This is a genomic window from Sinomonas cellulolyticus, assembly GCF_014656475.1.
GTDB classification, from domain to species: domain Bacteria; phylum Actinomycetota; class Actinomycetes; order Actinomycetales; family Micrococcaceae; genus Sinomonas; species Sinomonas cellulolyticus.
Genome location: NZ_BNCM01000002.1, coordinates 267,047 through 289,299 on the forward strand (window position 1 = coordinate 267,047; position 22,253 = coordinate 289,299).

21 protein-coding genes and 2 riboswitches are annotated in these 22,253 nt (G+C 70.1%); of the genes, 9 read left to right on the plus strand and 12 right to left on the minus strand.

Features of this window, described 5'->3' with window-relative positions; all coding sequences use genetic code 11:
• The first annotated feature begins 52 nt into the window (after positions 1-52).
• The 3 genes from IE231_RS03415 (at position 53) to acs (ending at position 4,303) form a co-directional block, all read left to right on the plus strand.
• Positions 53-1,081 (plus strand): aliphatic sulfonate ABC transporter substrate-binding protein, encoded by a 1,029-nt coding sequence (locus IE231_RS03415; protein ID WP_189692540.1) that lies wholly within the window; start codon positions 53-55, stop codon positions 1,079-1,081.
• Positions 1,078-1,932, plus strand: coding sequence for an ABC transporter permease (locus IE231_RS03420; protein WP_189692541.1), 855 nt, complete (start codon positions 1,078-1,080; stop codon positions 1,930-1,932). Before IE231_RS03415 ends, IE231_RS03420 begins: the two co-directional genes overlap by 4 nt.
• 280 nt (positions 1,933-2,212) lie before the next feature.
• Positions 2,213-2,309: riboswitch (SAM riboswitch) on the plus strand.
• Between the two features lie 5 nt (positions 2,310-2,314).
• On the plus strand, positions 2,315-4,303 hold the full coding sequence (acs, locus tag IE231_RS03425) for an acetate--CoA ligase (protein WP_306341554.1): 1,989 nt from the start codon (positions 2,315-2,317) through the stop codon (positions 4,301-4,303).
• Between the two features lie 136 nt (positions 4,304-4,439).
• Here the strand turns inward: acs and IE231_RS03430 are convergent, their stop codons facing one another.
• Both IE231_RS03430 and IE231_RS03435 read right to left on the minus strand, forming a co-directional pair.
• Positions 4,440-5,168 carry an NADPH-dependent FMN reductase gene (locus IE231_RS03430; RefSeq protein ID WP_229866483.1) on the minus strand — a complete coding sequence of 243 codons (729 nt, stop codon included), beginning with the start codon at positions 5,166-5,168 and terminating at the stop codon, positions 4,440-4,442.
• Between the two features lie 131 nt (positions 5,169-5,299).
• Positions 5,300-5,779 (minus strand): hypothetical protein, encoded by a 480-nt coding sequence (locus IE231_RS03435; protein ID WP_189692544.1) that lies wholly within the window; start codon positions 5,777-5,779, stop codon positions 5,300-5,302.
• A gap of 94 nt (positions 5,780-5,873) precedes the next feature.
• Between IE231_RS03435 and IE231_RS03440 the strand changes: the two genes are divergently transcribed.
• Positions 5,874-6,863, plus strand: coding sequence for a winged helix-turn-helix domain-containing protein (locus tag IE231_RS03440; protein ID WP_189692545.1), 990 nt, complete (start codon positions 5,874-5,876; stop codon positions 6,861-6,863).
• Positions 6,864-7,000: 137 nt separating this feature from the next.
• Here IE231_RS03440 and IE231_RS03445 read toward each other — a convergent pair whose 3' ends face one another.
• Positions 7,001-8,215, minus strand: a complete 1,215-nt coding sequence (locus tag IE231_RS03445) for an acyl-CoA dehydrogenase family protein (RefSeq protein ID WP_189692546.1) — start codon at positions 8,213-8,215, stop codon at positions 7,001-7,003.
• A gap of 215 nt (positions 8,216-8,430) precedes the next feature.
• A riboswitch (SAM riboswitch) is annotated at positions 8,431-8,539 on the plus strand.
• Between the two features lie 56 nt (positions 8,540-8,595).
• Between IE231_RS03445 and sfnG the strand changes: the two genes are divergently transcribed.
• The 4 genes from sfnG to IE231_RS03465 all read left to right on the plus strand — a co-directional run bounded on the left by sfnG (position 8,596) and on the right by IE231_RS03465 (position 13,240).
• Positions 8,596-9,774, plus strand: a complete 1,179-nt coding sequence (gene sfnG / locus IE231_RS03450) for a dimethylsulfone monooxygenase SfnG (protein WP_189692547.1) — start codon at positions 8,596-8,598, stop codon at positions 9,772-9,774.
• Positions 9,774-11,165: an O-acetylhomoserine aminocarboxypropyltransferase/cysteine synthase family protein gene (locus IE231_RS03455; protein ID WP_189692548.1), complete on the plus strand. Its 1,392-nt coding sequence runs from the start codon at positions 9,774-9,776 to the stop codon at positions 11,163-11,165. The genes sfnG and IE231_RS03455 overlap by 1 nt, the downstream gene beginning before the upstream one ends.
• Positions 11,162-11,668 (plus strand): CoA-binding protein, encoded by a 507-nt coding sequence (locus IE231_RS03460; protein WP_229866466.1) that lies wholly within the window; start codon positions 11,162-11,164, stop codon positions 11,666-11,668. The genes IE231_RS03455 and IE231_RS03460 overlap by 4 nt, the downstream gene beginning before the upstream one ends.
• A 168-nt stretch (positions 11,669-11,836) precedes the next feature.
• Positions 11,837-13,240: an NAD-dependent succinate-semialdehyde dehydrogenase gene (locus IE231_RS03465; RefSeq protein ID WP_189692549.1), complete on the plus strand. Its 1,404-nt coding sequence runs from the start codon at positions 11,837-11,839 to the stop codon at positions 13,238-13,240.
• 11 nt (positions 13,241-13,251) lie between these two features.
• Here the strand turns inward: IE231_RS03465 and IE231_RS03470 are convergent, their stop codons facing one another.
• The 6 genes from IE231_RS03470 to IE231_RS03495 form a co-directional block, all read right to left on the minus strand.
• Positions 13,252-13,887, minus strand: a complete 636-nt coding sequence (locus IE231_RS03470) for a tetratricopeptide repeat protein (RefSeq protein WP_189692550.1) — start codon at positions 13,885-13,887, stop codon at positions 13,252-13,254.
• An 18-nt stretch (positions 13,888-13,905) separates the two neighbouring features.
• Positions 13,906-14,301 (minus strand): MmcQ/YjbR family DNA-binding protein, encoded by a 396-nt coding sequence (locus IE231_RS03475; RefSeq protein WP_189692551.1) that lies wholly within the window; start codon positions 14,299-14,301, stop codon positions 13,906-13,908.
• Positions 14,302-14,329: 28 nt separating this feature from the next.
• Positions 14,330-14,767: a CoA-binding protein gene (locus IE231_RS03480; RefSeq protein WP_189692552.1), complete on the minus strand. Its 438-nt coding sequence runs from the start codon at positions 14,765-14,767 to the stop codon at positions 14,330-14,332.
• Between the two features lie 41 nt (positions 14,768-14,808).
• Positions 14,809-15,687, minus strand: a complete 879-nt coding sequence (locus tag IE231_RS03485; RefSeq protein ID WP_189692553.1) for a hypothetical protein — start codon at positions 15,685-15,687, stop codon at positions 14,809-14,811.
• On the minus strand, positions 15,684-16,235 hold the full coding sequence (locus IE231_RS03490; RefSeq protein WP_229866467.1) for an RNA polymerase sigma factor: 552 nt from the start codon (positions 16,233-16,235) through the stop codon (positions 15,684-15,686). Before IE231_RS03490 ends, IE231_RS03485 begins: the two co-directional genes overlap by 4 nt.
• Positions 16,236-16,452: 217 nt before the next feature.
• A complete protein-coding gene (locus IE231_RS03495; RefSeq protein WP_189692555.1) occupies positions 16,453-17,739 on the minus strand; it encodes an adenylosuccinate synthase in 1,287 nt (428 codons plus the stop codon).
• A 172-nt stretch (positions 17,740-17,911) separates the two neighbouring features.
• Between IE231_RS03495 and IE231_RS03500 the strand changes: the two genes are divergently transcribed.
• The gene (locus IE231_RS03500) at positions 17,912-18,766 is read left to right on the plus strand and encodes a DUF1206 domain-containing protein (RefSeq protein WP_229866468.1); all 855 of its coding nucleotides are present in this window, start codon (positions 17,912-17,914) and stop codon (positions 18,764-18,766) included.
• A 16-nt stretch (positions 18,767-18,782) separates the two neighbouring features.
• Here the strand turns inward: IE231_RS03500 and menE are convergent, their stop codons facing one another.
• From menE to IE231_RS03515, 3 genes are read right to left on the minus strand one after another with little or no spacing between them, the layout of a single operon-like run.
• Complete coding sequence (gene menE, locus IE231_RS03505; protein WP_189692556.1) at positions 18,783-20,363, minus strand: o-succinylbenzoate--CoA ligase; 1,581 nt, start codon at positions 20,361-20,363, stop codon at positions 18,783-18,785.
• Positions 20,364-20,374: 11 nt separating this feature from the next.
• Positions 20,375-21,706 (minus strand): MFS transporter, encoded by a 1,332-nt coding sequence (locus IE231_RS03510; protein ID WP_189692557.1) that lies wholly within the window; start codon positions 21,704-21,706, stop codon positions 20,375-20,377.
• Positions 21,707-21,758: 52 nt separating this feature from the next.
• On the minus strand, positions 21,759-22,232 hold the full coding sequence (locus tag IE231_RS03515) for a MaoC family dehydratase (RefSeq protein ID WP_189692558.1): 474 nt from the start codon (positions 22,230-22,232) through the stop codon (positions 21,759-21,761).
• Between the last annotated feature and the right edge of the window lie 21 nt (positions 22,233-22,253).

Consider the following 22,253-nt stretch of genomic DNA (forward strand, 5'->3'; position numbering starts at 1 on the left):
ACCCGCGCCTGTACCACCCGCACACTGTCCCACCCTGTAGAAGAGGTCCCCCATGCCCGCCGCGCCCACATCCCGCCGCTCCTTCCTCGCCCTCGGCCTCGGCGCCGCCGCCCTGAGCCTGAGCGCCTGCGCCGGGGAGGGCGCCGGCGGTACCGCCGCTGCGGCCGCCGCTGGCGGCGGCAAATCCGGCACCCTGAACATCGACTGGGCCACCTACAACCCGCTTTCAGTGGTCATCAAGGAGAAGGGCTGGCTCGAGGAAGCCCTCAAGCCGAAGAACGTGGCCGTCACTTGGGTCCAGTCGGCCGGATCGAACAAGGCCAACGAGGCGCTGCGCGCCGGCGCCATCGACGTCGGCTCCACGGCCGGCTCGGCGGCCCTCCTCGCCCGTGCCAACGGCTCCCCCATCAAGACGATCAGCCTCTACTCGCAGCCTGAGTGGGCGGCCCTCGTGGTCGGCAAGGACTCGAAGATCTCCTCGGTGGCAGAGCTCAAGGGCAGGCAGATCGCCGCCACGAAGGGCACCGACCCGTACTTCTTCCTCCTCCAGGCTCTCGAGGCGAACGGCCTCAAGCAGAACGACGTGACCGTGCAGAACCTCCAGCACGCAGATGGCCGAACGGCCCTCGAGAACGGCTCGGTGGACGCCTGGAGTGGCCTCGATCCCATCATGGCGGCGGCCGAGCAGAATGGCGCGCGCCTCATCTACCGCAACATCGACTTCAACACGTACGGCTTCCTCAACGCGACAGAGTCGTTCATCAAGGAGCGCCCCGAGCAGGCGCAGACGGTGGTCGACGTGTACGAGAAGGCCCGTGGGTGGGCGGCGAACAACCTCGAGGAGACCACCGCCCTGCTCGCTAAGGCCGCGAACATCTCCGACGCCGTGGCCGGCAAGGTCATCAAGGAGCGCACCCGCCTGGCGATCAACCCCATTCCCGGCGACGCGCAGCTGGCCGTCCTGAAGAAGGTCGGACCGATCTTCGTCGCCTCCGGCGACGTGTCCGGGCAGGACAAGATCGACGCCGCCCTCTCCTCCCTCCTCGATCCCACGTTCGCCTCCAAGGCGGCCACGGCATGAGCACCGCCCAGCCCGAGAGGGAGGTGACGCACGACGCCGCGGAGGCACCCGCCGTCGTGCGCGGCGGGACGCGCGGTGGTCGCCGCGGCGGGGACGCTGGGAACGCCGTCAAGCGAGGGGCGATCGGCGCCGTCGTGCCCCTCGTGCTGCTGGCACTGTGGCAGTGGTCCACGTCCGCGGGCCTGTTCAGCGCTGTGCAGCTGCCGGCGCCCGGCGCCGTGCTGGCGGCGGGCGTGGAGCTCGCGGGCAGGGGCGAGCTGTGGACGCACGTGGGCATCTCGACGCAGCGGGTGCTCCTCGGGTTCCTGATCGGCGGGGCGCTCGGACTCGCGTTCGGGTCGCTCGTGGGCCTCTCGCAGTGGGCCGACCGGCTCCTCTCCCCCACGATCGGGGCCCTGCGCGCCGTGCCGTCGCTCGCATGGGTGCCGCTGCTGATCCTCTGGCTCAAGATCGGGGAGAACTCCAAGCTCACCCTCATAGCCATCGGCGCTTTCTTTCCCGTGTTCACGACGGTGTACCTCGCGCTGCGGCACGTGGACCGCAAGCTCGTCGAGGCCGGGCGGGCGTTCGGGCTCACCGGGCTGAAGCTCCTGACCACCATCCAGCTGCCCGCCGTGGTGCCGGCCATCTTCTCGGGTCTGCGGCTCGCCCTGGCCCAGGCGTGGCTGTTCCTCGTGGCGGCTGAGCTCATCGCCTCCTCCATGGGCCTCGGGTTCCTCTTGACGGACTCGCAGAACAACGGGCGTACGGACCGGCTGCTGCTGGCCATCGTGCTGCTGGCGGTGATCGGTAAGGCCACGGACGCCCTGCTGGGCCTCGCCGAGCGGTGGGCCGTGCGGCGCTGGGCGTAGGGGGCGCGGCGGGGGCGGCACCGGCGGGAGAGCCGGACGCCGGCAACGGCAGGGCATCGGGAGTTCCCCAGCATTGACTCCTCCCGGCTGTCTCGTGGGAGAGGGGAACCGCATGGTTCCGCACTCTGGCGGATCGCGCCGGGGTCCTCCCGCCCTGAAAGCTGGGGAGTTGCCTACGCCGCCCTCATCCCGGCCCTCATCCTCGCCCTCGGCAGGCATTTGTTACGCCACCGGCCTCCAGCTTTTGCGCCGGAGCCGCGGATTGCGTGAAGGTTGAAGAAACCCATCCCGAGCGGCCGAGAGATCTGGCTCCCTGACGCCGCAGCAACCCTGGCCCGCCCGCGGGCCACCGGTGCTACCGCCAGAACCGATGGAGATGAGCATGACCTCGCTGACCGACGCCCCTGCCCGGGCCCACGCCGCTGCGCAGACCGACGCCTCTGTCCCGGCCGAGCCCGGCTCGCTGCAGACCGACCCCGAGCGCCTCGCGTTCTGGGAGGACGCCGCCCGTCGGCTCACATGGGAGCGCGAGTGGGACACGGCGCACACGTGGATCCCCGCGGACGTCGAGGCGAACGAGCCGCCGGTGATCCGCTGGTTCGAGGGCGGGCGCCTCAATGCTGCCGTCAACTGCGCCGACCGGCACGTCGCCGCGGGACACGGGGACAAGGTCGCGCTGCACTTCGAGGGCGAGCCCGGCGACCGGGTCACCGTCACGTACGCGGATCTGCAGCGCCGCGTGTCCCAGGCCGCGAACGCGCTGCTCGCGCTCGGGATCGGCAGGGGCGACCGCGTGGTGATCTACCTGCCCGTGCTCGTGGAGACGATCGTCATCACGCTCGCGTGCGCGCGGATCGGGGCCGTGCACTCGCTCGTGTTCGGAGGCTTCTCGGCCGAGGCGCTGCGCTTCCGGGTCGAGGACACCGGGGCGAAGCTGCTCGTCACCACGGACGGCCAGTACCGCCGCGGCAAGGCCGTTCCCGTCAAGGCCAACGCCGACGCCGCGGCGCGCGGCGGAGCGGCAGCCGGGGACAACGCCGTCGAGCATGTCCTGGTGATCAAGCGGACTGGCTCCGAGATCGCCTGGACGCCGGGGCGCGACGTGTGGTGGCACGAGATCGTCGACACGCAGCCCGAGGTGCACGAGGCCGAGGCGTTCGATGCCGAGACCCCGCTGTTCATCATGTACACGTCGGGCACGACGGGGAAGCCGAAGGGCCTGGTCCACACGACCGGCGGGTACCTCACGCAGGCCTCGTGGAGTCACGAGTACCTGTTTTCCCATCCGGACCCGGCGCTGCGGGACAACGATGTGCACTGGTGCACCGCGGACCTCGCGTGGGTCACGGCGCACACGTACGAGATCTACGGGCCGCTCTCCAACGGCGTCACGCAGGTGATCTTCGAGGGCACGCCCAACACCCCGCATCCGGGGCGGCACTTCGAGATCATCCAGCGCTACGGCGTCACGAGCTACTACACTGCACCCACGCTCGTCCGCTCGCTCATGGGCTGGTTCCCGGACGGCGTCCCCGCCGAGTACGACTTCTCCTCGGTCCGCGTGTGCGGCACCGTCGGCGAGGCCGTGAACCCGGAGGCGTGGCGGTGGCTTCGCTCGACCGTGGGCCGCGGTGAGGTGCCGATGGTGGACACGTGGTGGCAGTCCGAGACCGGCGCGACCGTGCTCTCGCCGCGCCAGGCGGACACGGCGTTCAAGCCCGGGTGCGCCACAAGGGCGCTGCCGGGCCTCGCCACGGCGATCGTGGACGACGACGGCGCCCCGGTCGCGCCGGGCGTGCAGGGGAACATCGTGGTCACCGCGACCGGCCCCGCGATGGCGCGGACGGTCTGGGGCAACCCGCAGCGGTACCTCGACTCGTACTGGCGGAAGTACGCCGAGCGGGGCTGGTTCCTCGCCGGCGACGGCGCGCGGTACGACGCCGACGGCGACACGTGGATCCTCGGCCGCACCGACGACGTGCTCAACGTCTCGGGCCACCGGCTCTCGACGATCGAGATCGAGTCCGCGCTCGTGTCGCACCCGGCCGTGGTCGAGGCGGGCGTTTGCCCGGTGACGGATGCGGTGACCGGGCACGCGGTGGCGGCGTTCGTCGTCGTGAATCCGGCGGCCGTGGCGGCGCTCCCCGGCACCCTGGACGAGGCCTTGCGGGCCCACGTCGCGAAGGAGATCGGGCCGATTGCGAAGCCGCGCGACATCGTCGTGGTCCCGGACGTGCCCAAGACCCGCTCGGGCAAGATCATGCGCCGCCTGCTCACACAGCTGTTCGAGGGCACTGCCCTCGGCGACACGACGAGCCTGCAGAACGAGCCGTGCATCGCGGAGATCGAAAAGGTCCTCGCGGACCGCTGACCAAGGACCCCGCAATAAGCCGCCAGGGACCCCGCAACGAGAAGGACCTGACCCCTCAGCGTGAGGGGTCAGGTCCCTTTCGTTGCGGGGTCCCTGCCGGACCGTTGCGGGGTCCCTGCCGGACCGCTGCGGGGTCTCAGACCGCGGCGGCCTCGAGCTCGAACTCGCCCGCACGGACCTTCGCGAAGGCGACGGTCCAGGCCACGAGCTGGTCCAGCATCGGGTCGACCGATGCGGCCTGCATGTCGGTGGGCTTGAAGGTCGAGAAGTTCTCGAAGTCCCCGAACAGCGAGAACATGCCGGTCTTCTGCACGTGGGCCACCTGCAGCTCGGACAGGATGCCGCGCAGGTGCTCGACCGCGCGGGCGCCCATCGCCGAGCCGTAGCCCACGATCCCCGCGGCCTTGTTCGCGAACTCCGCGTTAAGGAAGCTCAGCGCGTTGGCCAGGGCCGGCGTCGTCGAGTGGTTGTACTCGGGGGTGACGAACACGAAGCCGTCGAACCCGGCGATCGTCGCCGCCCACGCCTTGGTGTGCTCGCCCTGGTAGTTGGCGTACGCGGCCGGGTAGGCCTCGTCGAGCAGGGGCAGGTTGAACGAGTCGATGTCCACGAGCTCGAACTGCGCATCGCCGCGCTGGTTCGCGCGGGCCACGAGCCACTCCGCGACCTGGAGGTTGTTGCGGCCCGGGCGGGTGCTTCCGGTCACCACGGCAATGCGCGGCGCGCCTTCACGCACGACGGCGGCGCTCGCCTCGGCGGGGGCCGCCGCCGGGGCGGCGGGAGCCTCAGGCTTCGCCGGGACCTCCGCGCGGTGGGCGGCGGACGAGTCGGACTTGCCGAAGAGCTTCTTGAGCCAGGACATGATGCCTCACAAGGGAAGTAGTTGATGTTTCAACCACAACTCTACAGGACAACTAGTTGATGCATCAACTTCCACCGCGTCTGCGCTCCGGAGGGACCAGGCCGGCCACGCAAGAGCAGCGGGGTGACGGCATGTCAGCCGAGCCGCAGGGGGTTCGCCCCGGCCCGTGCCATCGCCACCGAATCCTCCTCCCGCCGCCCGGCAACCCGGGCATCGATCTCCGCGGCCGCCCGTACCTCGCGGATGATCCACGCCCACGCGTGGCGCAGTGCACGGCGGAGCCCCGAGAGGTCGGGCAGCCCGAGGAGGTCGCCCGAATGGTCGGGCACCACGGTCGGCGGCACCGTCCGTAGGGCGGCGGGGGCGTGACCTGAGCGCAGCGGGACGCGAACCGACGACGCCGCCCGCCCGGCCGCCGTCGTGCGCTCCCCGAGCCCCCCGGTGGGTGAATGCGGTGCACGCGCGGGACGGCGCCGAACCGGGCGGAGGGGGTGGAGGAGCCGGTCGTCGGCAGGTGACGGCGCGCGGCCGGCACTGCGGGCCTCGACGGCATGGGGGTCGGGGGCGATCGGGTGGGTAGCAGAGGCGTCGGTGCGGGTGGTGTTCGTTGCCATGCCCAGCAGTCTGCGCCGCCCCACGAGGAGTCAAAACGATTCGGTTCTGCCCGAATCCTCGCCCTGCGGCGGCCCTGAAACCTACCCTGAGTCCATGTTCATCACGCTCACGAGCGAGGACCTCACGAAGGTCCACTTCGAGGCGTCGCCGCTGTGGGAGACGGTGACCAGCCTGCGGGCGCTGCAGGCCGGAACGCCGCTGCACCGGCCGTGGATCGCGGAGGCGCGGCAGCGCATCACGGCAGACCAGGACCCGCTCGGGCGCGAGCACCTCCGGATCCTCACCACGCTCGTGCAGCCCAAGGGCTACATCGCCGATTCGCTCACCCCCACCCCAGACCGCGCGGACACGTTCGCGGACGCGCTCGACGCCGTCCGCGACGTCCCCGCCGAGCTGTGGCTGCGCGACCTCGACTGCCTCGAGAAGCTCGCGCCGACCGGCTACGTGCGAGCGACCCTCGACGAGCTCCGGGCCGACATCGCCGGTGCCGTGCCCCGCATCGTGGCGGCGCTGCGCTGGTACTGGTCCACCGCCGTCGAGCCCTACTGGCCCAAGCTGCGCTCAGTGCTGCTCGCGGACATCGACTCCCGCCTCGATGAGCTCTCCCGCTACGGCATCCAGGAGGTCTTCAAGACCCTCCACCCGAGCGTCCGTCCGACCCCCACCGGCCTCGAGATCACCCGCGGCTGCGAAGCGACGGACCTGCCGAAGCCCGGCAGCGGGCTGATCCTCGTGCCGAACGCGTTCGTGTGGCCCAACACCCTCGTGCTGAACATCGCCCCGTTCGTGCCCACGATCACGTACGCGCCGCGCGGGGTCGGCCGGCTGTGGGAGACGACGCGGGAGACGCGCGAGTCGCCGGTCTCACGGCTGCTCGGCCGCACCCGCGCGCAGATCCTCGCGCAGCTGGACGTGCCGATGACGACGACGCAGCTCGCCTGCGCGCTCGACCTCGCCGCGGGGACGGTCAACTCGCACCTGAAGGTCCTGGCCGATTCCGGCCTGGCCGAGGCCCTGCGGGCCGGCCGCGAAGTGTTCTACCAGCGCGGCCGGGTGGGCGAGGAGCTGCTGGCGCGGGGATGATCCCTGCAGGGACCCCGGGCTGCCAGGGACCCCGCAACCGCCCGCGAGAGACCCCGCAACCGCCCGCCAGGGACCCCACAACCGCCCGCCAGGGACCCCGCAACCGCCCGCCAGGGACCCCGCAAGCGCGGGGCGGGCTACGCCGTCGTCGCCGTCGCCTCCCCGATGCTGTGCAGCGCCACCGGGGACACGCGGTTGACGAACCAGTCCCCCAGGCCTCGCGCCTTGAACGCGACCGGATTGTGCGTCGCCACCGTCCGGGCGTTGCGCCAGTGCCGGTCGAGGGCCTTCCCCCGCGATACGGCGGAGGCGCCGGCTGTGTCGAAGAGCTGCTGCGCGGCGTCGATCACGAGCGGCGGCACGGCAACCTGGGCGAGGTCGACGGCGACCGCGCCCCGCGCGTAGCGGTCCTCGGCGGAGGCGTCCGGACCGAGGGCGAGCGCGGCGTCGAGTTCCCGCGCCGCGGCGAGCACTGAGGACTCCGCCGCGAACGACTTCGCCGCGAGCTGGCCGACGAGGTTCAGGATGAGCGGATCCTCCCGGAACAGCTGCCCTGACCCGGTGGAGAACGTGCGCGTCCTCTTCGCCACGAGCGCCGACGCATCCCGCACCACCGCCTGGCCGATACCCGCGAGCACGGACAGGAGCATGAGCTGCAGGAACGCGGGCTCGTGCGTCGTGGACTCGGTCCGCGGCACCGCGTCCTCGGCCGGGATGGGAACCTCGCGGAACACCGCAGTCCCGGTCCCGGTCATCTGCTGCCCGAACCCGTCCCAGTCGTCGCGGATCTCGACGCCGGCATGGCGGGTCGGCGCGATGGCGTACAGCCGGGACTGCTTGCCTTCCGGGGAGGCCATGACCGCCACGTAGTCGGCGAAGATGGTGCCGGTCGTGTAGTACTTCTCGCCTGTGAGGAGCCACCCGCCGTCCGCGGGGACGAGCCGGGTCGCGACGGTGCCGAGGGCGTTCCCGGACCGCTCGGTCGCGGCGTTGCCGAAGATCACGCCGTCCACCACACGGCCGAACCACCGCGCCCGGAACGCCTCGTCCTGGAGCGAGATGGTCTCCACGAAGGCGAAGTGCGAGCGGAGCAAATGCCCCACGGACGAGTCCGCGGCGGAGAGGCCGACGAGCAGCCGCACGAGTGTCTCGACCGATGCGCCGAAGCCCCCGTACTCCGCCGGCACACGGATCCGCCCGAATCCTGCCTCCTTGAGCCAGCCGACCTGCTCGAAGGGCAGGGTCCGGCCGAGCTCGCGCTCGAGCGCCCCCTCCGCAATCCGGGCGAAGACCGGCGCGAACCGTTCGGCGAGTTCTGTGTACGAGCCGCCGCTCGGCGTCGTGCTTCCCATGGTTCCCCTCCTTCAGGTGCGCCGCGGCAGAGGCGCACGTCTCGAACCTAGACGCCTCCCGGCGGCGTCGCCGCGGTTGCGTTGCCTCCGGTTACGAAGCACGACGGCGATCGGTCGCCCGCGTGCGGCGTCGAACCATATTCGGCGATCGAGGCGAATGTCGGAGTGTGACGGAACAATTTGCATCGTTACGCCCTGTTTGGCGACAATCGGAAGGACCATCCCGAGCGGCTGAGAGATCTGGATCTGTGACGCCGCAGCAACCATGGCCCGGTCGGGACCCTGACCGGAAGCCACAGGTGCTACAGCCAGAAGCGATGGTGAGTGCTCCGACGCTGCGGCCCGGGCCCCACGTCGCGCCCGCGCGTAAGGAGAGCACTATGTCCGGCCACGTGATCGACCTTGAAACCCCGCTGAAGTTCGCCTATTGGGTGCCCAACGTCTCGGGCGGCCTCGTCGTCTCGACCATCGAGCAGCGCACCAACTGGGAGTTCGAGTACAACAAGAAGCTCGCCCGCATCGCGGAGAACTCGGGCTTCGAGTACGCCCTCACCCAGACCCGCTACGCCGCGAGCTACGGCGCGGACAAGCAGCACGAGGCCACCTCGTTCAGCCTCGCCCTGCTCATGGCCACGGAGCGGCTCAAGGTCATCTCGGCCGTGCACCCCGGCATGTGGCACCCGGGCGTCCTCGCGAAGTTCATCATCACGGCGGACCACCTCTCCGGGGGCCGTGCGGCGGTCAACATCGTCTCGGGGTGGCTCAAGGACGAGTTCGTGAACTTCGGCCTCGAGTGGCTCGAGCACGACGAGCGCTACGTGCGCACCGAGGAGTTCATCAACGCCCTCCGCGGGCTCTGGACCCAGCAGGGGTACTCGCAGTCCGGCAAGTACTACAACATCAGCGACTTCACGCTGAACCCGGCGCCGCTGGACGTCCCGGGCCGGGCACACCCCGAGATCTTCTTCGGCGGCAACTCGACCGCCGCGCAGGCCGCCGCGGGGCGCACCGCCGACTGGTACTTCTCGAACGGCCGCGACCTGGAGCCGTTCAAGGACAACATCCGCGGCGTCCTGGCCGCCGCCCAGGACGGCCGCACGGCCCCGCAGGCGCCGCGGTTCGGCCTCAACGGCTTCGTGATCGCCCGCGAGACGGAGAAGGAGGCCCAGGACACCCTCCGCGAGATCATCGCCAAGGCCCACAGGCCCGCCGTCGAGGGCTTCGCCGCCGCCGTCAAGGAGGCCGGCCAGTCGACCAAGGACGGCAAGGGCATGTGGGAGGACTCCACGTTCGAGGACCTCGTCCAGTACAACGACGGCTTCCGCACCAAGCTCATCGGCACCCCCGAGCAGATCGCCGAGCGGATCGTGGAGTACAAGAAGATCGGTGTGAACCTGTTCCTCACGGGCTACCTGCACTTCCAGGAGGAGGTCGAGGCGTTCGGCCGCGACGTGCTGCCGATCGTGCGCGAGCTCGAGGCGGACCTCGCCCGCAAGAACGGCACCGAGCTGCGCACAGATCTCCTTCCGGTCACGAGCTTCGCGGAGGTGAACGCCTGATGGCGGAGCGCCAGTTCGGCTTCCGTACGCGCGCGCTGCACGCCGGTGGAACGCCCGACGCCGAGCACGGCGCCCGGGCTGTCCCGATCTACCAGTCGACCTCGTTCGTCTTCAAGGACTCGGACGACGCCGCGAACCTCTTCGCGCTGCAGAAGTACGGCAACATCTACTCCCGCATCGGCAATCCGACCGTGGCGGCGTTCGAGGAGCGCATTGCCTCCCTCGAGGGCGGCATCGGGGCGGTCGCGACGTCGTCGGGCATGGCCGCGGAGTTCATCACGTTCGCCGCACTGACCCAGGCCGGCGACCACATCGTGGCGTCGAGCAAGCTGTACGGGGGCACGATCACCCAGCTCGACGTGACGCTGCGCCGCTTCGGGGTCGAGACGACGTTCGTCGACACCATCGACCCTGCGGACTTCAAGGCCGCCCTGCGTGAGAACACCAAGGCGATCTACACCGAGGTGGTGGCCAACCCGTCCGGCGACATCGCCGACCTGGCCGGCCTCGCCGCCGTCGCCCATGAGCACGGCATCCCGCTCGTCGTCGACTCGACGCTGACGCCGCCGTACATCCTGCGGCCGATCGAGCACGGCGCCGACATCGTGATCCATTCGGCGACGAAGTTCCTCGGCGGCCATGGCACGACCCTCGGCGGCGTGGTCGTGGAGTCGGGCACGTTCAACTGGGGCAACGGCAAGTTCCCGTCCATGACCGAGCCCGTGCCCAGCTACGGCAACGTCTCCTGGTGGGGCAACTTCGGCGAGTACGGATTCCTCACCAAGCTGCGTTCCGAGCAGCTGCGCGACATCGGGCCGTCCCTCTCGGCGCAGTCCGCGTTCCAGCTCCTGCAGGGCGTCGAGACGCTCCCGCAGCGCATGGACGCGCATCTGGCCAACGCGAAGCGCGTGGCCGAGTGGCTCGAGGCCGACCCGCGGGTCACGTACGTGAACTACGCGGGCCTGCCCTCCCACCCGCAGCACGAGTACGCCAAGGAGCTCCTGCCGCTCGGCGTGGGGTCGGTGTTCAGCTTCGGCGTGAAGGGCGGCCGTGAGGCAGGCGCCCGGTTCATCGAGGCGCTGCAGATCGCCTCGCACCTGGCCAACATCGGCGATGCGCGCACACTCGTGCTGCACCCTGGCTCGACCACGCACCAGCAGCTCTCGGCGGAACAGCTGGTCGCGGCCGGCGTCCCGGCCGACCTCATCCGCCTCTCCGTGGGACTCGAGGACGTCGAGGACATCATCTGGGACCTCGACCAGGCCTTGGCTGCCTCGCAGGAGATCCAGGACCTGGAGCAGGAGTTCGCTGCACCGACGTACGACGGCGAGGCGTGCGCGCTCCCGCCCGTCGCCTCTGCTTCCACTGCACACAAGGAGGCCAGCAAGTGAGCGCCGGAACGAGAGAGGCAGTGCGCACCTGGGTGGGCCCGACCGCCCCGGAACGCCTGAAGATCCTGCGCGAGACCAAGGTCATCGCCATCGTCGGCGCCTCCGACAAGCCGAGCCGGGCGAGCTACTTCGTCGCGACGTACCTGCTCTCCTCGACGCGGTACAAGGTGTACTTCGTGAACCCGGTCGTGAAGACGATCCTCGGCCAACCGGTCTACGCCTCCCTCGCGGACCTGCCGGAGACGCCGGACCTCGTCGAGGTCTTCCGCAAGCACGACGACCTCCCTGGTGTCCTCGACGAGGCCAAGGCCGTGGGCGCGAAGACCATCTGGCTGCAGCTCGGCTCGTGGCACGAGGGTGTCGCAGCGGACGCAGAGGCGGCCGGGATGAAGGTGGTCATGGACCGCTGCGTGAAGATCGAGCATGCCCGCTTCCACGGCGGCCTGCACCTCGCGGGCTTCAACACCGGGGTCATCTCGAGCAAGCGCCAGACGCTCGCCTGACCGCCTCCCCCTCCCACCCGTTGCGGGGTCCCGTCCCACCCGTTGCGGGGTCCCTCGGGACCCCGCATGCAACCGGACGGGACCCCGCAACGGGAGGCACAGTGGTGACCACCCGGCGTCGTGCTTAAGCACAGTGATGTGCGCCACGAAACGCGGCAAGATGGTGCCATGACTAGCACCGCGAGCACTTCAGCCGAGCCCGGATACCGCGTCCTGAACCCCGCCACGGGCGAGGTCGTCGAGACGTTCCCGACCGCCACAGACGCCGAGATCGAGAGCGCGATCGCCTCCGCGACCGAGGCCTACGCCTCGTGGCGCGAGACCCCGATCGAGGACCGCGCCAAGGTCGTTTCCCGCATCGCCGAGCTGTTCACCGAGCGCGCCGACGAGCTGGCGGCGATCATCACCACCGAGATGGGCAAGCCGCTCTCCCAGTCCAAGGGCGAGGCAGAGTTCTGCACCGACATCTTCAAGTACTTCGCCGAGGAGGGTCCCGCCCTCGCCGCGGACCAGGAGATCAGGACGTTCTCCGGCGGCCGTGCCGTGGTGCAGAAGCTGCCCATCGGACCGCTGCTGGGCATCATGCCGTGGAACTACCCCTATTACCAGGTGGCCCGATTCGCAGCGCCGAACCTCATGCTCGGCAACACGATCATCCTCAAGCACGCCGAGTCGTGCCCGCGCTCGGCGCTCGCGATCCAGCAGATCATGGACGACGCCGGCGTGCCCCGTGGCGCATACGTCAACGTGTTCGCCTCCCACCAGCAGATCGCAGACATCATCGCGGATCCGCGCGTCCAGGGCGTCTCCCTGACCGGGTCGGAGCGCGCCGGCGCCATCATCGGGGAGCTGGCCGGCAAGAACCTCAAGAAGGCCGTGCTCGAGCTCGGAGGATCGGACCCGTTCGTGGTCCTCGATGCAGCTGACCCGAAGGCCCTCGCGGACACCGCGTGGGACACCCGCATGGAGAACACGGGCCAGGCCTGCAACTCCAACAAGCGCATGATCGTGGCGGAGGACGTCTTCGACGACTTCGTCGCCCAGCTCACGGCCCGCGCCCAGAGCCTCAAGCCCGGCAACCCCGCCGAGGACGCAGACGGCACGTTCGCTCCGCTCTCTTCCCGCGCCGCCGCCGAGGGCCTCGCCGCGCAGGTGCAGGACGCCCTCGACAAGGGCGCCACCCTCCACGCCGGCGGCGTCCTCTCCGAAGGCGACGGCGCGTACTACTCCCCCGCAGTCCTCACGGGCGTCACCGCCGAGATGCGTGCGTACAAGGAGGAGCTGTTCGGCCCGGTCGCCGTGGTGTACAAGGTCAGCAGCGACGAGGAGGCCCTGCGCCTGGCCAATGACACCCCGTACGGGCTCGGCGGCGCTGTCTTCTCGGAGGACACCGCGCGCGCCGAGAAGGTCGCGCAGCGCCTCGAGGTGGGCATGGCGAACGTGAACACGCCCGCCGCCGAGGGTGCTGAGGTGCCGTTCGGCGGGGTCAAGCGCTCCGGGTTCGGCCGTGAGCTCGGCCCGCTCGGCATGGACGAGTTCGTCAACAAGCGGATGTACTTCGTGGCCGACTGATCGGGCCCGCGTCAGCCGCCCGCGGCGCGGCAGGCCTCGACGCCCTCACGGGCCCATTCCTCCTGGGCGGGCGTGCCCACGCGGGCGGCCCACTGCTCGGCGAGCTGGAATTCGACGAGCGCCTGGGCGGGCTCGCCGGCGTCCAGGAACAGCCAACCGAGGTTCCCGTGCAGCGAGACGCACCACCGCTGCGCGCGGGCGCTGTGGGCGCCTCGCGCGTACTCGATGCCGGCGCGGGCCCAGGACACGGCGTGGTCGGCGTCGGCGATCGAGAGCATGTGGAAGGCGTCCGCCGCGAGGAACTCGTCACCGAGGTGCTCGCCCAGCTCGGCTGCCTGCTCGAACAGCGGCACGGCCATGGCCGGGTGCCCTGAGGAGTTGAGCAGGCGGCCGCGTTCGAGGAGCACGCGCACGCCGATGGTGGGGTCGGGCTCGGTGTCGATGCCGTCGAGGAGGGCGTCGGCTTCCTCGAACCGCCCCTGCAGGCCGATCGCTCGGCCTAGCTGGGTGGCGAGCTCGCGCCGCTCGGCCTCGTCGAAGGCGCGTCCTTCGAAGGCACCGGCCTCGAGCGCGGAGCGGAAGCGCTGCTCAGAGGCGGCAGGATCGGCGAAGTCCCAGAGCGTGTCGAGCGTGGTCTGATCCAGCACGCTCCCACCCTAACCCGCTCACCGCGCGAGCCGGCTCCAGCCGAGCGCCTCGCGGTGCGCCCTCGGGAGGCCGGCCACGACGAGGTCGTAGGAATCCTCCACGAGGTCCCGCACATCGCCGTCGGAGAGCGCTCCGTCCAGGCGCACATCACTCCAGTGCGTCTTGTTCATGTGCCATGCCCCGGTGATCTCCGGGTGCGCGGCCCGCAGCTGCACGGCCAGAGCAGGGTCGCACTTGAGTGCAACCCGCAGCGGCGAGAGGTCCAGGCTGGACAGGGCGAACATCTTGCCCGGCCGCTCCCCGGCGCCGGAGGGCGCGCGCACCTTGAACACCGAGGCCTCAGGGCCGAAGGGGAAGTCCTCGTACGCACCCGGGAACGCGAGGCACAGCTCGCGGAGCGCGGCGCCGTCCATCACGCACCGCTCACGCCGATGGCGCCCATCAGGCGGGCCTGCCCTTCCGCCAGCGCCAGATCTCCTGTTCGGGGCACCGGTTCATGACGACGTCGAGCCCGGCCTCGAGCGCGCGCTCCGCCGCGGCGTCGTCCACCACTCCGAGCTGCAGCCAGACGGCCTTCGCGCCGACGGCGATCGCCTGGTCCACGATGTCGCCCACCTTCTCGGAGTTGACGAAGCAGTCGACGACGTCGATCGGCCTCAGCTCCTCGGGGATGTCGGCGAGTGTCGCGTAGCCGGGTTCACCATGCACGCTTTCGGCCCGGAGATTCACCGGGATGATCCGGTTCCCCATCGTGTCGCGGACGGTCAGCGCCACGGAGTGGGCGGCCCTCCATTCGTTCCGGGTGAGGCCGACGATCGCCCACGTCCCCGGGGTCTCCATGAGGCGTTGAATGACAGCAGGATCGTTCACATGCCGCATGGGCCCATGCTATCCCCCTCCGCATCGGAGGTGGCGAGCCCCTACCGGTTGGAACCCTGGCTGTTGCCGCCCTGCGTATTGCCGCCCTGCGTGTTCCCGTTTTGACCGTTTCCGCTGGAGCCGTTCTTCTGGCCTCCTCCGCCCCCCGGGCGCGGGCGTGAGGAATCGCTGCGGTCTCCGGTGGCGGAACTCTGGCTGTCCACGGCCGGCGCATTCGCGTCGTGGCCCTGCTGGGTCTGGCTGGCGCCCTCTCCGGTCTGCGCCTGGCTTCCCGAGACTGCAGTGGCGTCGGCCGGGCCCTTCCCGCCGTGGGCATCTCCGGCGGAAGAATCGGGGTGCGCGACAGGCGTCTCGGTCACGGTGCTCTGGGGCGAGCCGCCCTCCACGGGCCCGACCGCGGTGCCGCTGCCCCAACTCCAGGGATGTCCGCCGACAGCGGCCGCCACGCTTGCGCCGCTGAGTCCCAGCCCCACGGCGACGATCGCACCGAGCAGCGCGCCGCGGTGCCTCTTGATGGTCCGCGGGGGCCGCGCGGGCGCCTCCGCCTTGAGCGCCGCAGCGCGGGTCAGCGGGACGACCGACGCGACGGTGATCGGTGCCGTCTGCAGTTCGGTGGGTGGGGCATCGCGCACGACGGCGAGCGGCTCGGTCACGGGGTCGCTCACCCAGGCGGTCATCGCCGCCGGCACGGCACGGAGGGACGCGGCATCCTCAGCCGCGGCGCCCGCAGGAGCGGTCCGCCCCAGCGCGCCCGGCGCCCCGTCGGCGCCGGCGAAGATCCGGGCGAGCTCGGGGGACAGGGGCGGCGCCTCACGCGGGCAGAGCGCGAGGAGCGGCTCCAGGGCGGCCGCGAGCGCGGCGTCGTGCCCGAATCCCTCGTCGTCGAGCACCGCCTCCAGCTGCGTCCTCTTCGCACTCATCGGACCCACTCTTCCTCGGAGACGTGCTCCCTCAGGGCCAGGAGGGCCCTGCGCTGGAGCTGCTTGACTGCCCCCGGCGTCTTGCCGAGCACGGAGGCCACTTCTTCAATGCTCAGCTCTGCGACGATGCGGAGGGTGAGCACCTCCTTCTGATCTCCCTTGAGCTTTCCGATCAGGAGTTCGGCATCGGTCTGCCCCGTGGCCACCAGCGCTTCATGCTCGGCCGAGCTGGCCAGCCGGGTGTCCAGGACCGGGTCGTAGTCGACCACTGCCGGGCGCCGCTCATGGCGCCGGTAGTGGTCCACCACCCTGGCGTGGGCCACCGAGAAGACGAAGGTCTTCAGGCCGGCCACGCCGCCGTCGATCCCCCCGAGCCTCGGCAGCACGCTGATGAAGACGTCCTGCGCGAGCGCTTCAGGGTCTTCGAGGCCCCGCGCCGCGGCGTACGCGACTACGGCTGGTGCCAAGGAGCGGTACACGAGCGTGAACAGCTCGTGCTCGGTCCTGGCGCCCGGCACAAGGTCGGCGTCGCTGATTGCTTCGGGCACAGCTTCCTCTGGTGATGCGGTCGGAGTCCGCCCCAGTCTAGCCGTCGGCCAGCTGCGCTGACGGCTCGTGGGGCGGCCCCGGACAGAGAAGAAGCCGGGCTGGAACATGATGGGGGACAGATTCCAGCCCGGCTTACACTCACGTAATCGTTCGGGGTGCGTGAAAGGTTACGCGGAGCCCCAAACATTTTTTCTGGGCCGTCCCCCGCGCCAGGACTCAGTCGATGAGGTCGCGGACCACGATGGTCTGGTCGCGGTCGGGGCCCACGCCGATCGCGGAGAACCGCGTGCCGGAGAGCTTCTCGAGCGCGAGGACATAGTCGCGGGCGTTCGTGGGAAGCTCGTCGAGGGTCGTCGCGCCGCTGATGTCCTCGGTCCAGCCGTCGAAGTACTCGTAGATCGGGACCGCGTGGTGGAACTCGGTCTGGGTCATCGGCATCTCGTCGTGCCGCACACCATCCACGTCGTACGCCACGCACACTGGGATCCTCTCGATGCCGGTGAGCACGTCGAGCTTGGTGAGGAAGTAGTCGGTGAAGCCGTTGACACGGGAGGCGTGGCGGGCGAGGACCGAGTCGTACCAGCCGCACCGGCGCGGGCGGCCCGTGTTGACGCCGAACTCGCCGCCGGTCTTCTGCAGGTACTCCCCCATCTCGTCGAACAGCTCGGTGGGGAACGGACCGGCGCCCACGCGGGTGGTGTACGCCTTGATGATGCCGATCGCACGGGAGATCCGGGTCGGGCCGATGCCGGAGCCCACGGAGGCGCCGCCGGCCGTCGGGTTCGAGGACGTCACGAACGGATAGGTGCCGTGGTCCACGTCGAGGAAGGTGGCCTGGCCGCCTTCCATGAGGACCACCTTGCCGTCGTCGAGCGCCCGGTTGAGCTCGTAGGTCGAGTCGACGACCAGGGGGCGCAGGCGCTCGGCGAAGCCGAGGAAGTACTGGACGGTCTCCTCCACGCTCACGGCGCGGCGGTTGTAGACCTTCACGAGCAGCTCGTTCTTCTGGCGCAGCGAGCCCTCGACCTTCTGCCGGAGGATCGACTCGTCGAACACGTCCTGAACGCGGATGCCCAGGCGTGCAACCTTGTCCTGGTAGGCGGGGCCGATGCCGCGGCCGGTGGTGCCGATGGCCCGCTTGCCGAGGAAGCGCTCGGTGACCTTGTCGAGGGTCTGGTGGTAGGGGGCCACGAGGTGCGCGTTCGCCGAGACGCGCAGCCGGGACGCGTCGCCGCCGCGGGCCTCGAGCCCGTCGATCTCCTCGAACAGCGCCTCGAGGTTCACCACGCAGCCGTTGCCGATGATCGGGATCGCGTTCGGGCTCAGGATGCCGGCGGGGAGAAGCTTGAGCTCGTACTTCTGGCCACCGACGACGACGGTGTGCCCGGCGTTGTTGCCGCCGTTCGGCTTGACCACATAGTCGACCCGTCCGCCCAGCAGATCGGTGGCCTTGCCTTTGCCCTCGTCGCCCCATTGGGCTCCGACGATCACGATTGCTGGCATGGATTCCTCCCCGGGACACCGCCCACGGCCCGGCTGGCCGCTGGCCTACATGCAAAGAGCCCGTCTCTCGCGCGTCGTGGCAAGACTTCCGGGGCTCTTGCCACCCAAGTCTACCGAAGCGGGGCAAGAGACACTGAAGATAAGGGAACGCACTCGTACCAGGAGGTCATCAGTGGACCATCGGCCACACAGGAGCAGCGGCGCGGCCAACTCGGCCAAAGGTGCCGCGAAGGACGCCGCCCACCATGCCGAGCGGGCCGCGGGCTCGCCAGCGGCCCAGGGCGTTGCCCGTGCAGGCTTCGTCTTCGTGGGACTCGTGCACGTGCTCATCGCGTGGCTTGCCCTCCAAGCGGCGGTCGGGGGCAGGAGCGGCACGGCCGACCAGTCGAGCGCGGTGCAGCAGATCGCGTCGGCGCCGGGCGGCCCCATCCTCCTGTGGGCTGGCGTGCTCTGCTGTGCGGCGCTGGCGATCTGGATGCTCCTGAACGCCGTCGGCAGATGGCGCCGGTACAGCAAGGCCACCAAGGCGCTGGGGCCGGCCGGAACCTCCTTGGCGTACTTCGGCCTCACGTGGCTCTTCATCAGCTTCGCCATCGGCAACCAGAGGAATTCGAGCCAGCAGTCCCAGCAGACCACGGCCAGCGTGCTCTCGATCCCGTTCGGCGGAGTGGTGCTCTTCCTCATCGGGCTCGTGGTCCTGGGCATCGGCGTCTACTTCGGCTTCCGGGGCGTGACCCGCGGCTTCCTGGGGAAGGATGCCCAGCCCACCAAGGGGGCGCCCGACTGGGTGAAGGTCGTGGGCAGCGTCGGGTACGTCGCCAAGGGCATCGCGGTGCTGGTGGTGGGGGTGCTCGTCCTCGTTGCCGCTGTGAACCACGATCCGAAGCAGCAGTCGGGCCTCGACGGGGCACTCAAGTCGCTCGCGTCGGAGCCGTTCGGCGGCTGGATCCTGGGCGCCGTCGCGCTCGGCCTCGCCTGCTACGGCGTCTACAGCGCGGCGCGGGCCAAGTACGCCCATTTCGAGTAGCCCGCGCCGCTGCCGCCTATCCCGCGTACTGCTTCCGCAGCTCCGCCTTGCGGATCTTGCCGCTCGCGGTGCGCGGCATCTCCTCGACGAACACCACGGACTTGGGGATCTTGTACCGGGCGAGGCGACCGTCGAGGTGCTTCGCGACCTGGTCCTGCGTGAGGGTGGCGCCCTCGCGCAGCGTCACGATGGCCTTGGGCACCTCGCCCCACTTGTCGTCGGGCACTCCGATCACCGCCACGGACGCAACCTCGTCCAGCTCGACGATGAGCGCCTCCACCTCGGCCGGGTAGATGTTCTCGCCGCCGGAGATGATCATGTCCTTGAGCCGATCCGAGACGAAGAGGAAGCCCTCCTCGTCGCGGTAGCCCATGTCCCCGGACTTGAACCAGATCCCGTCCGCGTACGACTCGCGGGTCGCGTCGGAGCGGTTCCAGTACTCCCTGATGACGTTCGGACCGGCGATCTGGATCTCCCCGACCTCTCCCGGGCCGAGGACCTGCCCGATCGGGTCCACGATGCGGATGTCGGTGAAGAACTGCGGCAGCCCGGAGGAGCCCGCCTTCTCCCGGGACCGCCACACGGGGAGCGTGGTCGCTCCGGGCGCCGTCTCTGTCATGCCGTAGCCGTTGGAGAACCCGAGGCCCCGCTCCTCATAGGCCTCCAGGACCCGCATCGGGACCGCGGACCCGCCGCACGTGAGCTTGTCGAGTGAGCTGATGTCAGTCGTCGCCCAGTCGGGGTGCTCGGCCAGGAGCTGGTAGGTGGTCGGCACCCCGCTGAGGGCCGTGATCCGGTGCTTCTCGATCGCCGCGAGCACCCGCGCCGGGTCGAACTTCTGCTCGAGGACCACGGTCGCACCCTTGAGCAGCATGGGCAGCAGGCCCATGTCGAGCGAGGCGACGTGGAACAGCGGGGAGATCATGAGCGCGATGTCGTTCCGATTGACATCCATGTCCGTGATCACGTTGATGCAGTTCCACGTGATGTTCCCGTGGGTCAGCAGGGCGCCCTTGGGGCGCCCCGTGGTCCCGGACGTGTAGAGGATCATGGCGCCGTCGTCGTGCGTCACGGCCTCGTCGATCACCTCGGCCGGCGCGCTCGCGAGCGCCTCCTCGTAGGCTTCCACGCCGCGTCCGACGACGGGCGGCGAGCCCGGCGCGGAAGCCGCCGGGGCGGCGTCGTGCGCCACTGCGGGGGACCCACCCACAACGAGGCGGTTCAGGACTCCGGTGCCCTCAGCGGCCGCCGCGGCCAGCTCCTCGAGGGCCGCACCGTTGACCAGGAGCCTCGCACCCGAATCCTGCAGCTGGAACTGCAGCTCGGGGGCGGCCAGACGGGTGTTGAGCGGGATGAAGATCGCGCCGAGGATCCCGGCGGCGAAGAACGTCTCGACGAACGCCGGGTCGTTCTCGCCCAGGTAGGCGACCCTGTCGCCGCGGGCCACCCCGCGGCGGCGCAGCGCGTTGGCGAGCCGGTCCGCTCGCTCGGAGAGCTCGTCGTAGCTGTAGGTGCGCTCCCCGGCAATCAGCGCCGCCTTGGGCCCGGACTTGGGCCGACGGCGGTGGAGCCAGGAGCCGACGCCGTTGTTGTACATGGGGTTCCTCCCTAGCCGACCGTGGTGAGGTCGTTGTCCTTGGACTCCCGCGTGAGCAGGATGAAGATCGCCGAGACCACCGCCATGGCGGCCAGGAAGCCCACCACGGCCCCGATGCTCTGGCCCGAGTCCTTGTAGAGCGAGGCGACGATCCCGGGAGTGAAGCCCGCACCGATGAGCGTGGCGAGCTGGTAGCCCAGCGCGGCGCCCGTGTAGCGGGAGGTGGTGCCGAACTGTTCGGAGACGAACGCGGCCAGGGGCCCGTAGAGCGTCGAGTGGAACACGAGCGCAAGCGTGAACGCGGCGAACACGAGCCACACGTTGCCCGAGCCCAGCAACGCGAACATCGGGAACAGGTAGGCGACGAACAGCAGGAGGCCGGCGATCATGACCGGCCGCCTGCCGAACCGGTCCGAGAGGCGCCCGCCGAACAGCACGAAGACGATCGAGATCGCGGAGGCCGCCGCGAAGGCATAGAGCACGCCCTGCTGGGGTGCGCCCTTGGAGACCGCGTAGGTCACCGCGAAGGTGGGCAGCACCACCTGGAGGCCGAACCCGGCGGCACCGGCGAGCATGATGAAGATCAGCGCCTTGGGCCGGCGCAGCACCTCGAGCAGGGGGACCTTGGGCTTGGCGTCCGTGGCCGCGCTCTCCTCTGCAGCGATGGCCGCGGCGAAGATCGGGCTCTCGGCGACGCGCATCCGGACGAACAGTCCGACGGCCAGAAGCGCGAACGAGAGCAGGAAAGGGACCCGCCAGCCCCAGGCGAGGAAGGCCGGGCCGGGCAGCGCCGACACGACGCCCATCATGAGCGTGCCGAGCACCGCTCCGGTGGGAGCGCCCGCGTTCACGAACGACGCCGCGAAGCCCCGCCTCTTCGGGTCGGAGTGCTCGAGGGCCATGAGGGCCGCACCGCCCCACTCGCCGCCCACCGCGATCCCCTGGAGCACGCGCAGCAGCACGAGGATCACGGCACCCCACGGGCCGATGAGGCTGGCCCCCGGGATGAGGCCGATCGCCGCGGAGGAGAGGCCCATGACCGTCATCGACACGATGAGCATGCCCTTGCGGCCCAGCCGGTCGCCGAAGTGGCCGAAGACCGCGCCGCCGAGGGGGCGGGCAACGTACCCGGCGGCGAAGGTCGCGTACGCCGCCACGACGCCGACCCATGGATCGGCCCCGGCAAAGAAGACCTGGGGGAAGGCGACAGCCGCGGCGGTCGCGTAGAGGAGGAAGTCGTAGAACTCGATGGTGCTGCCCAGGTAGCTGGACAGGATGACCGTGCGCGCTTCCTTGCGCTGCGCGGCGGTGCTCATCGTGGACAACTGCGGGGTTGCCAGCATGGCGGTTCCTTCGGGCCGGATGGGATGACAGGGGGGACGAGGCGGGACGGGCCTACTTGTAGAAGCGCGCGAGGAACTCGGCGACGACCGCCGGGCGTTCCTGGCCCTCGATCTCGATGGTCGCGTTGACCTTGATCTGTGCGCCGCCCTTGACCTCGGTCACCTCGGCGATGGTCGCCGCCATGCGCACCTTCGAGCCGACCTTGACCGGCGACGTGAAGCGGACCTTGTCGAGGCCGTAGTTGACCTTCGTGGTGACGCCCTCGACGTCGAAGAGCTCGCCCCAGAACGGGATGACGAGGGAGAGGGTGAGGAAGCCGTGGGCGATCGGGGCGCCGAACGGGCCCTCCTTGGCGCGCTCGGGATCGGTGTGGATCCACTGGTGGTCGTCGGTCGCGTCGGCGAAGAGGTTGACGCGGTCCTGGGTGATCTCCATCCAGTCCGTGGTGCCGAGGTCGGCGCCGGCCATGGTGAGGAGCTTGTCGAAGTCGACGGTGAGCCGCGGCTCGGTAACACGGGTGGTCATGGGGTTCTCCTTGAGTTGTCT

What these genes read in the sequence shown, in the direction of transcription:
- IE231_RS03415 (WP_189692540.1), top strand. Translation starts at nt 53, where the DNA reads ATGCCCGCCGCGCCCACATCCCGCCGCTCCTTCCTCGCCCTCGGCCTC.
- IE231_RS03420 (WP_189692541.1), top strand. Translation starts at nt 1,078, where the DNA reads ATGAGCACCGCCCAGCCCGAGAGGGAGGTGACGCACGACGCCGCGGAG.
- acs (WP_306341554.1), top strand. Translation starts at nt 2,315, where the DNA reads ATGACCTCGCTGACCGACGCCCCTGCCCGGGCCCACGCCGCTGCGCAG.
- IE231_RS03435 (WP_189692544.1), bottom strand. Translation starts at nt 5,779, where the DNA reads ATGGCAACGAACACCACCCGCACCGACGCCTCTGCTACCCACCCGATC.
- IE231_RS03440 (WP_189692545.1), top strand. Translation starts at nt 5,874, where the DNA reads ATGTTCATCACGCTCACGAGCGAGGACCTCACGAAGGTCCACTTCGAG.
- IE231_RS03445 (WP_189692546.1), bottom strand. Translation starts at nt 8,215, where the DNA reads ATGGGAAGCACGACGCCGAGCGGCGGCTCGTACACAGAACTCGCCGAA.
- sfnG (WP_189692547.1), top strand. Translation starts at nt 8,596, where the DNA reads ATGTCCGGCCACGTGATCGACCTTGAAACCCCGCTGAAGTTCGCCTAT.
- IE231_RS03455 (WP_189692548.1), top strand. Translation starts at nt 9,774, where the DNA reads ATGGCGGAGCGCCAGTTCGGCTTCCGTACGCGCGCGCTGCACGCCGGT.
- IE231_RS03465 (WP_189692549.1), top strand. Translation starts at nt 11,837, where the DNA reads ATGACTAGCACCGCGAGCACTTCAGCCGAGCCCGGATACCGCGTCCTG.
- IE231_RS03475 (WP_189692551.1), bottom strand. Translation starts at nt 14,301, where the DNA reads ATGGACGGCGCCGCGCTCCGCGAGCTGTGCCTCGCGTTCCCGGGTGCG.
- IE231_RS03480 (WP_189692552.1), bottom strand. Translation starts at nt 14,767, where the DNA reads ATGCGGCATGTGAACGATCCTGCTGTCATTCAACGCCTCATGGAGACC.
- IE231_RS03485 (WP_189692553.1), bottom strand. Translation starts at nt 15,687, where the DNA reads ATGAGTGCGAAGAGGACGCAGCTGGAGGCGGTGCTCGACGACGAGGGA.
- IE231_RS03495 (WP_189692555.1), bottom strand. Translation starts at nt 17,739, where the DNA reads ATGCCAGCAATCGTGATCGTCGGAGCCCAATGGGGCGACGAGGGCAAA.
- menE (WP_189692556.1), bottom strand. Translation starts at nt 20,363, where the DNA reads ATGTACAACAACGGCGTCGGCTCCTGGCTCCACCGCCGTCGGCCCAAG.
- IE231_RS03510 (WP_189692557.1), bottom strand. Translation starts at nt 21,706, where the DNA reads ATGCTGGCAACCCCGCAGTTGTCCACGATGAGCACCGCCGCGCAGCGC.
- IE231_RS03515 (WP_189692558.1), bottom strand. Translation starts at nt 22,232, where the DNA reads ATGACCACCCGTGTTACCGAGCCGCGGCTCACCGTCGACTTCGACAAG.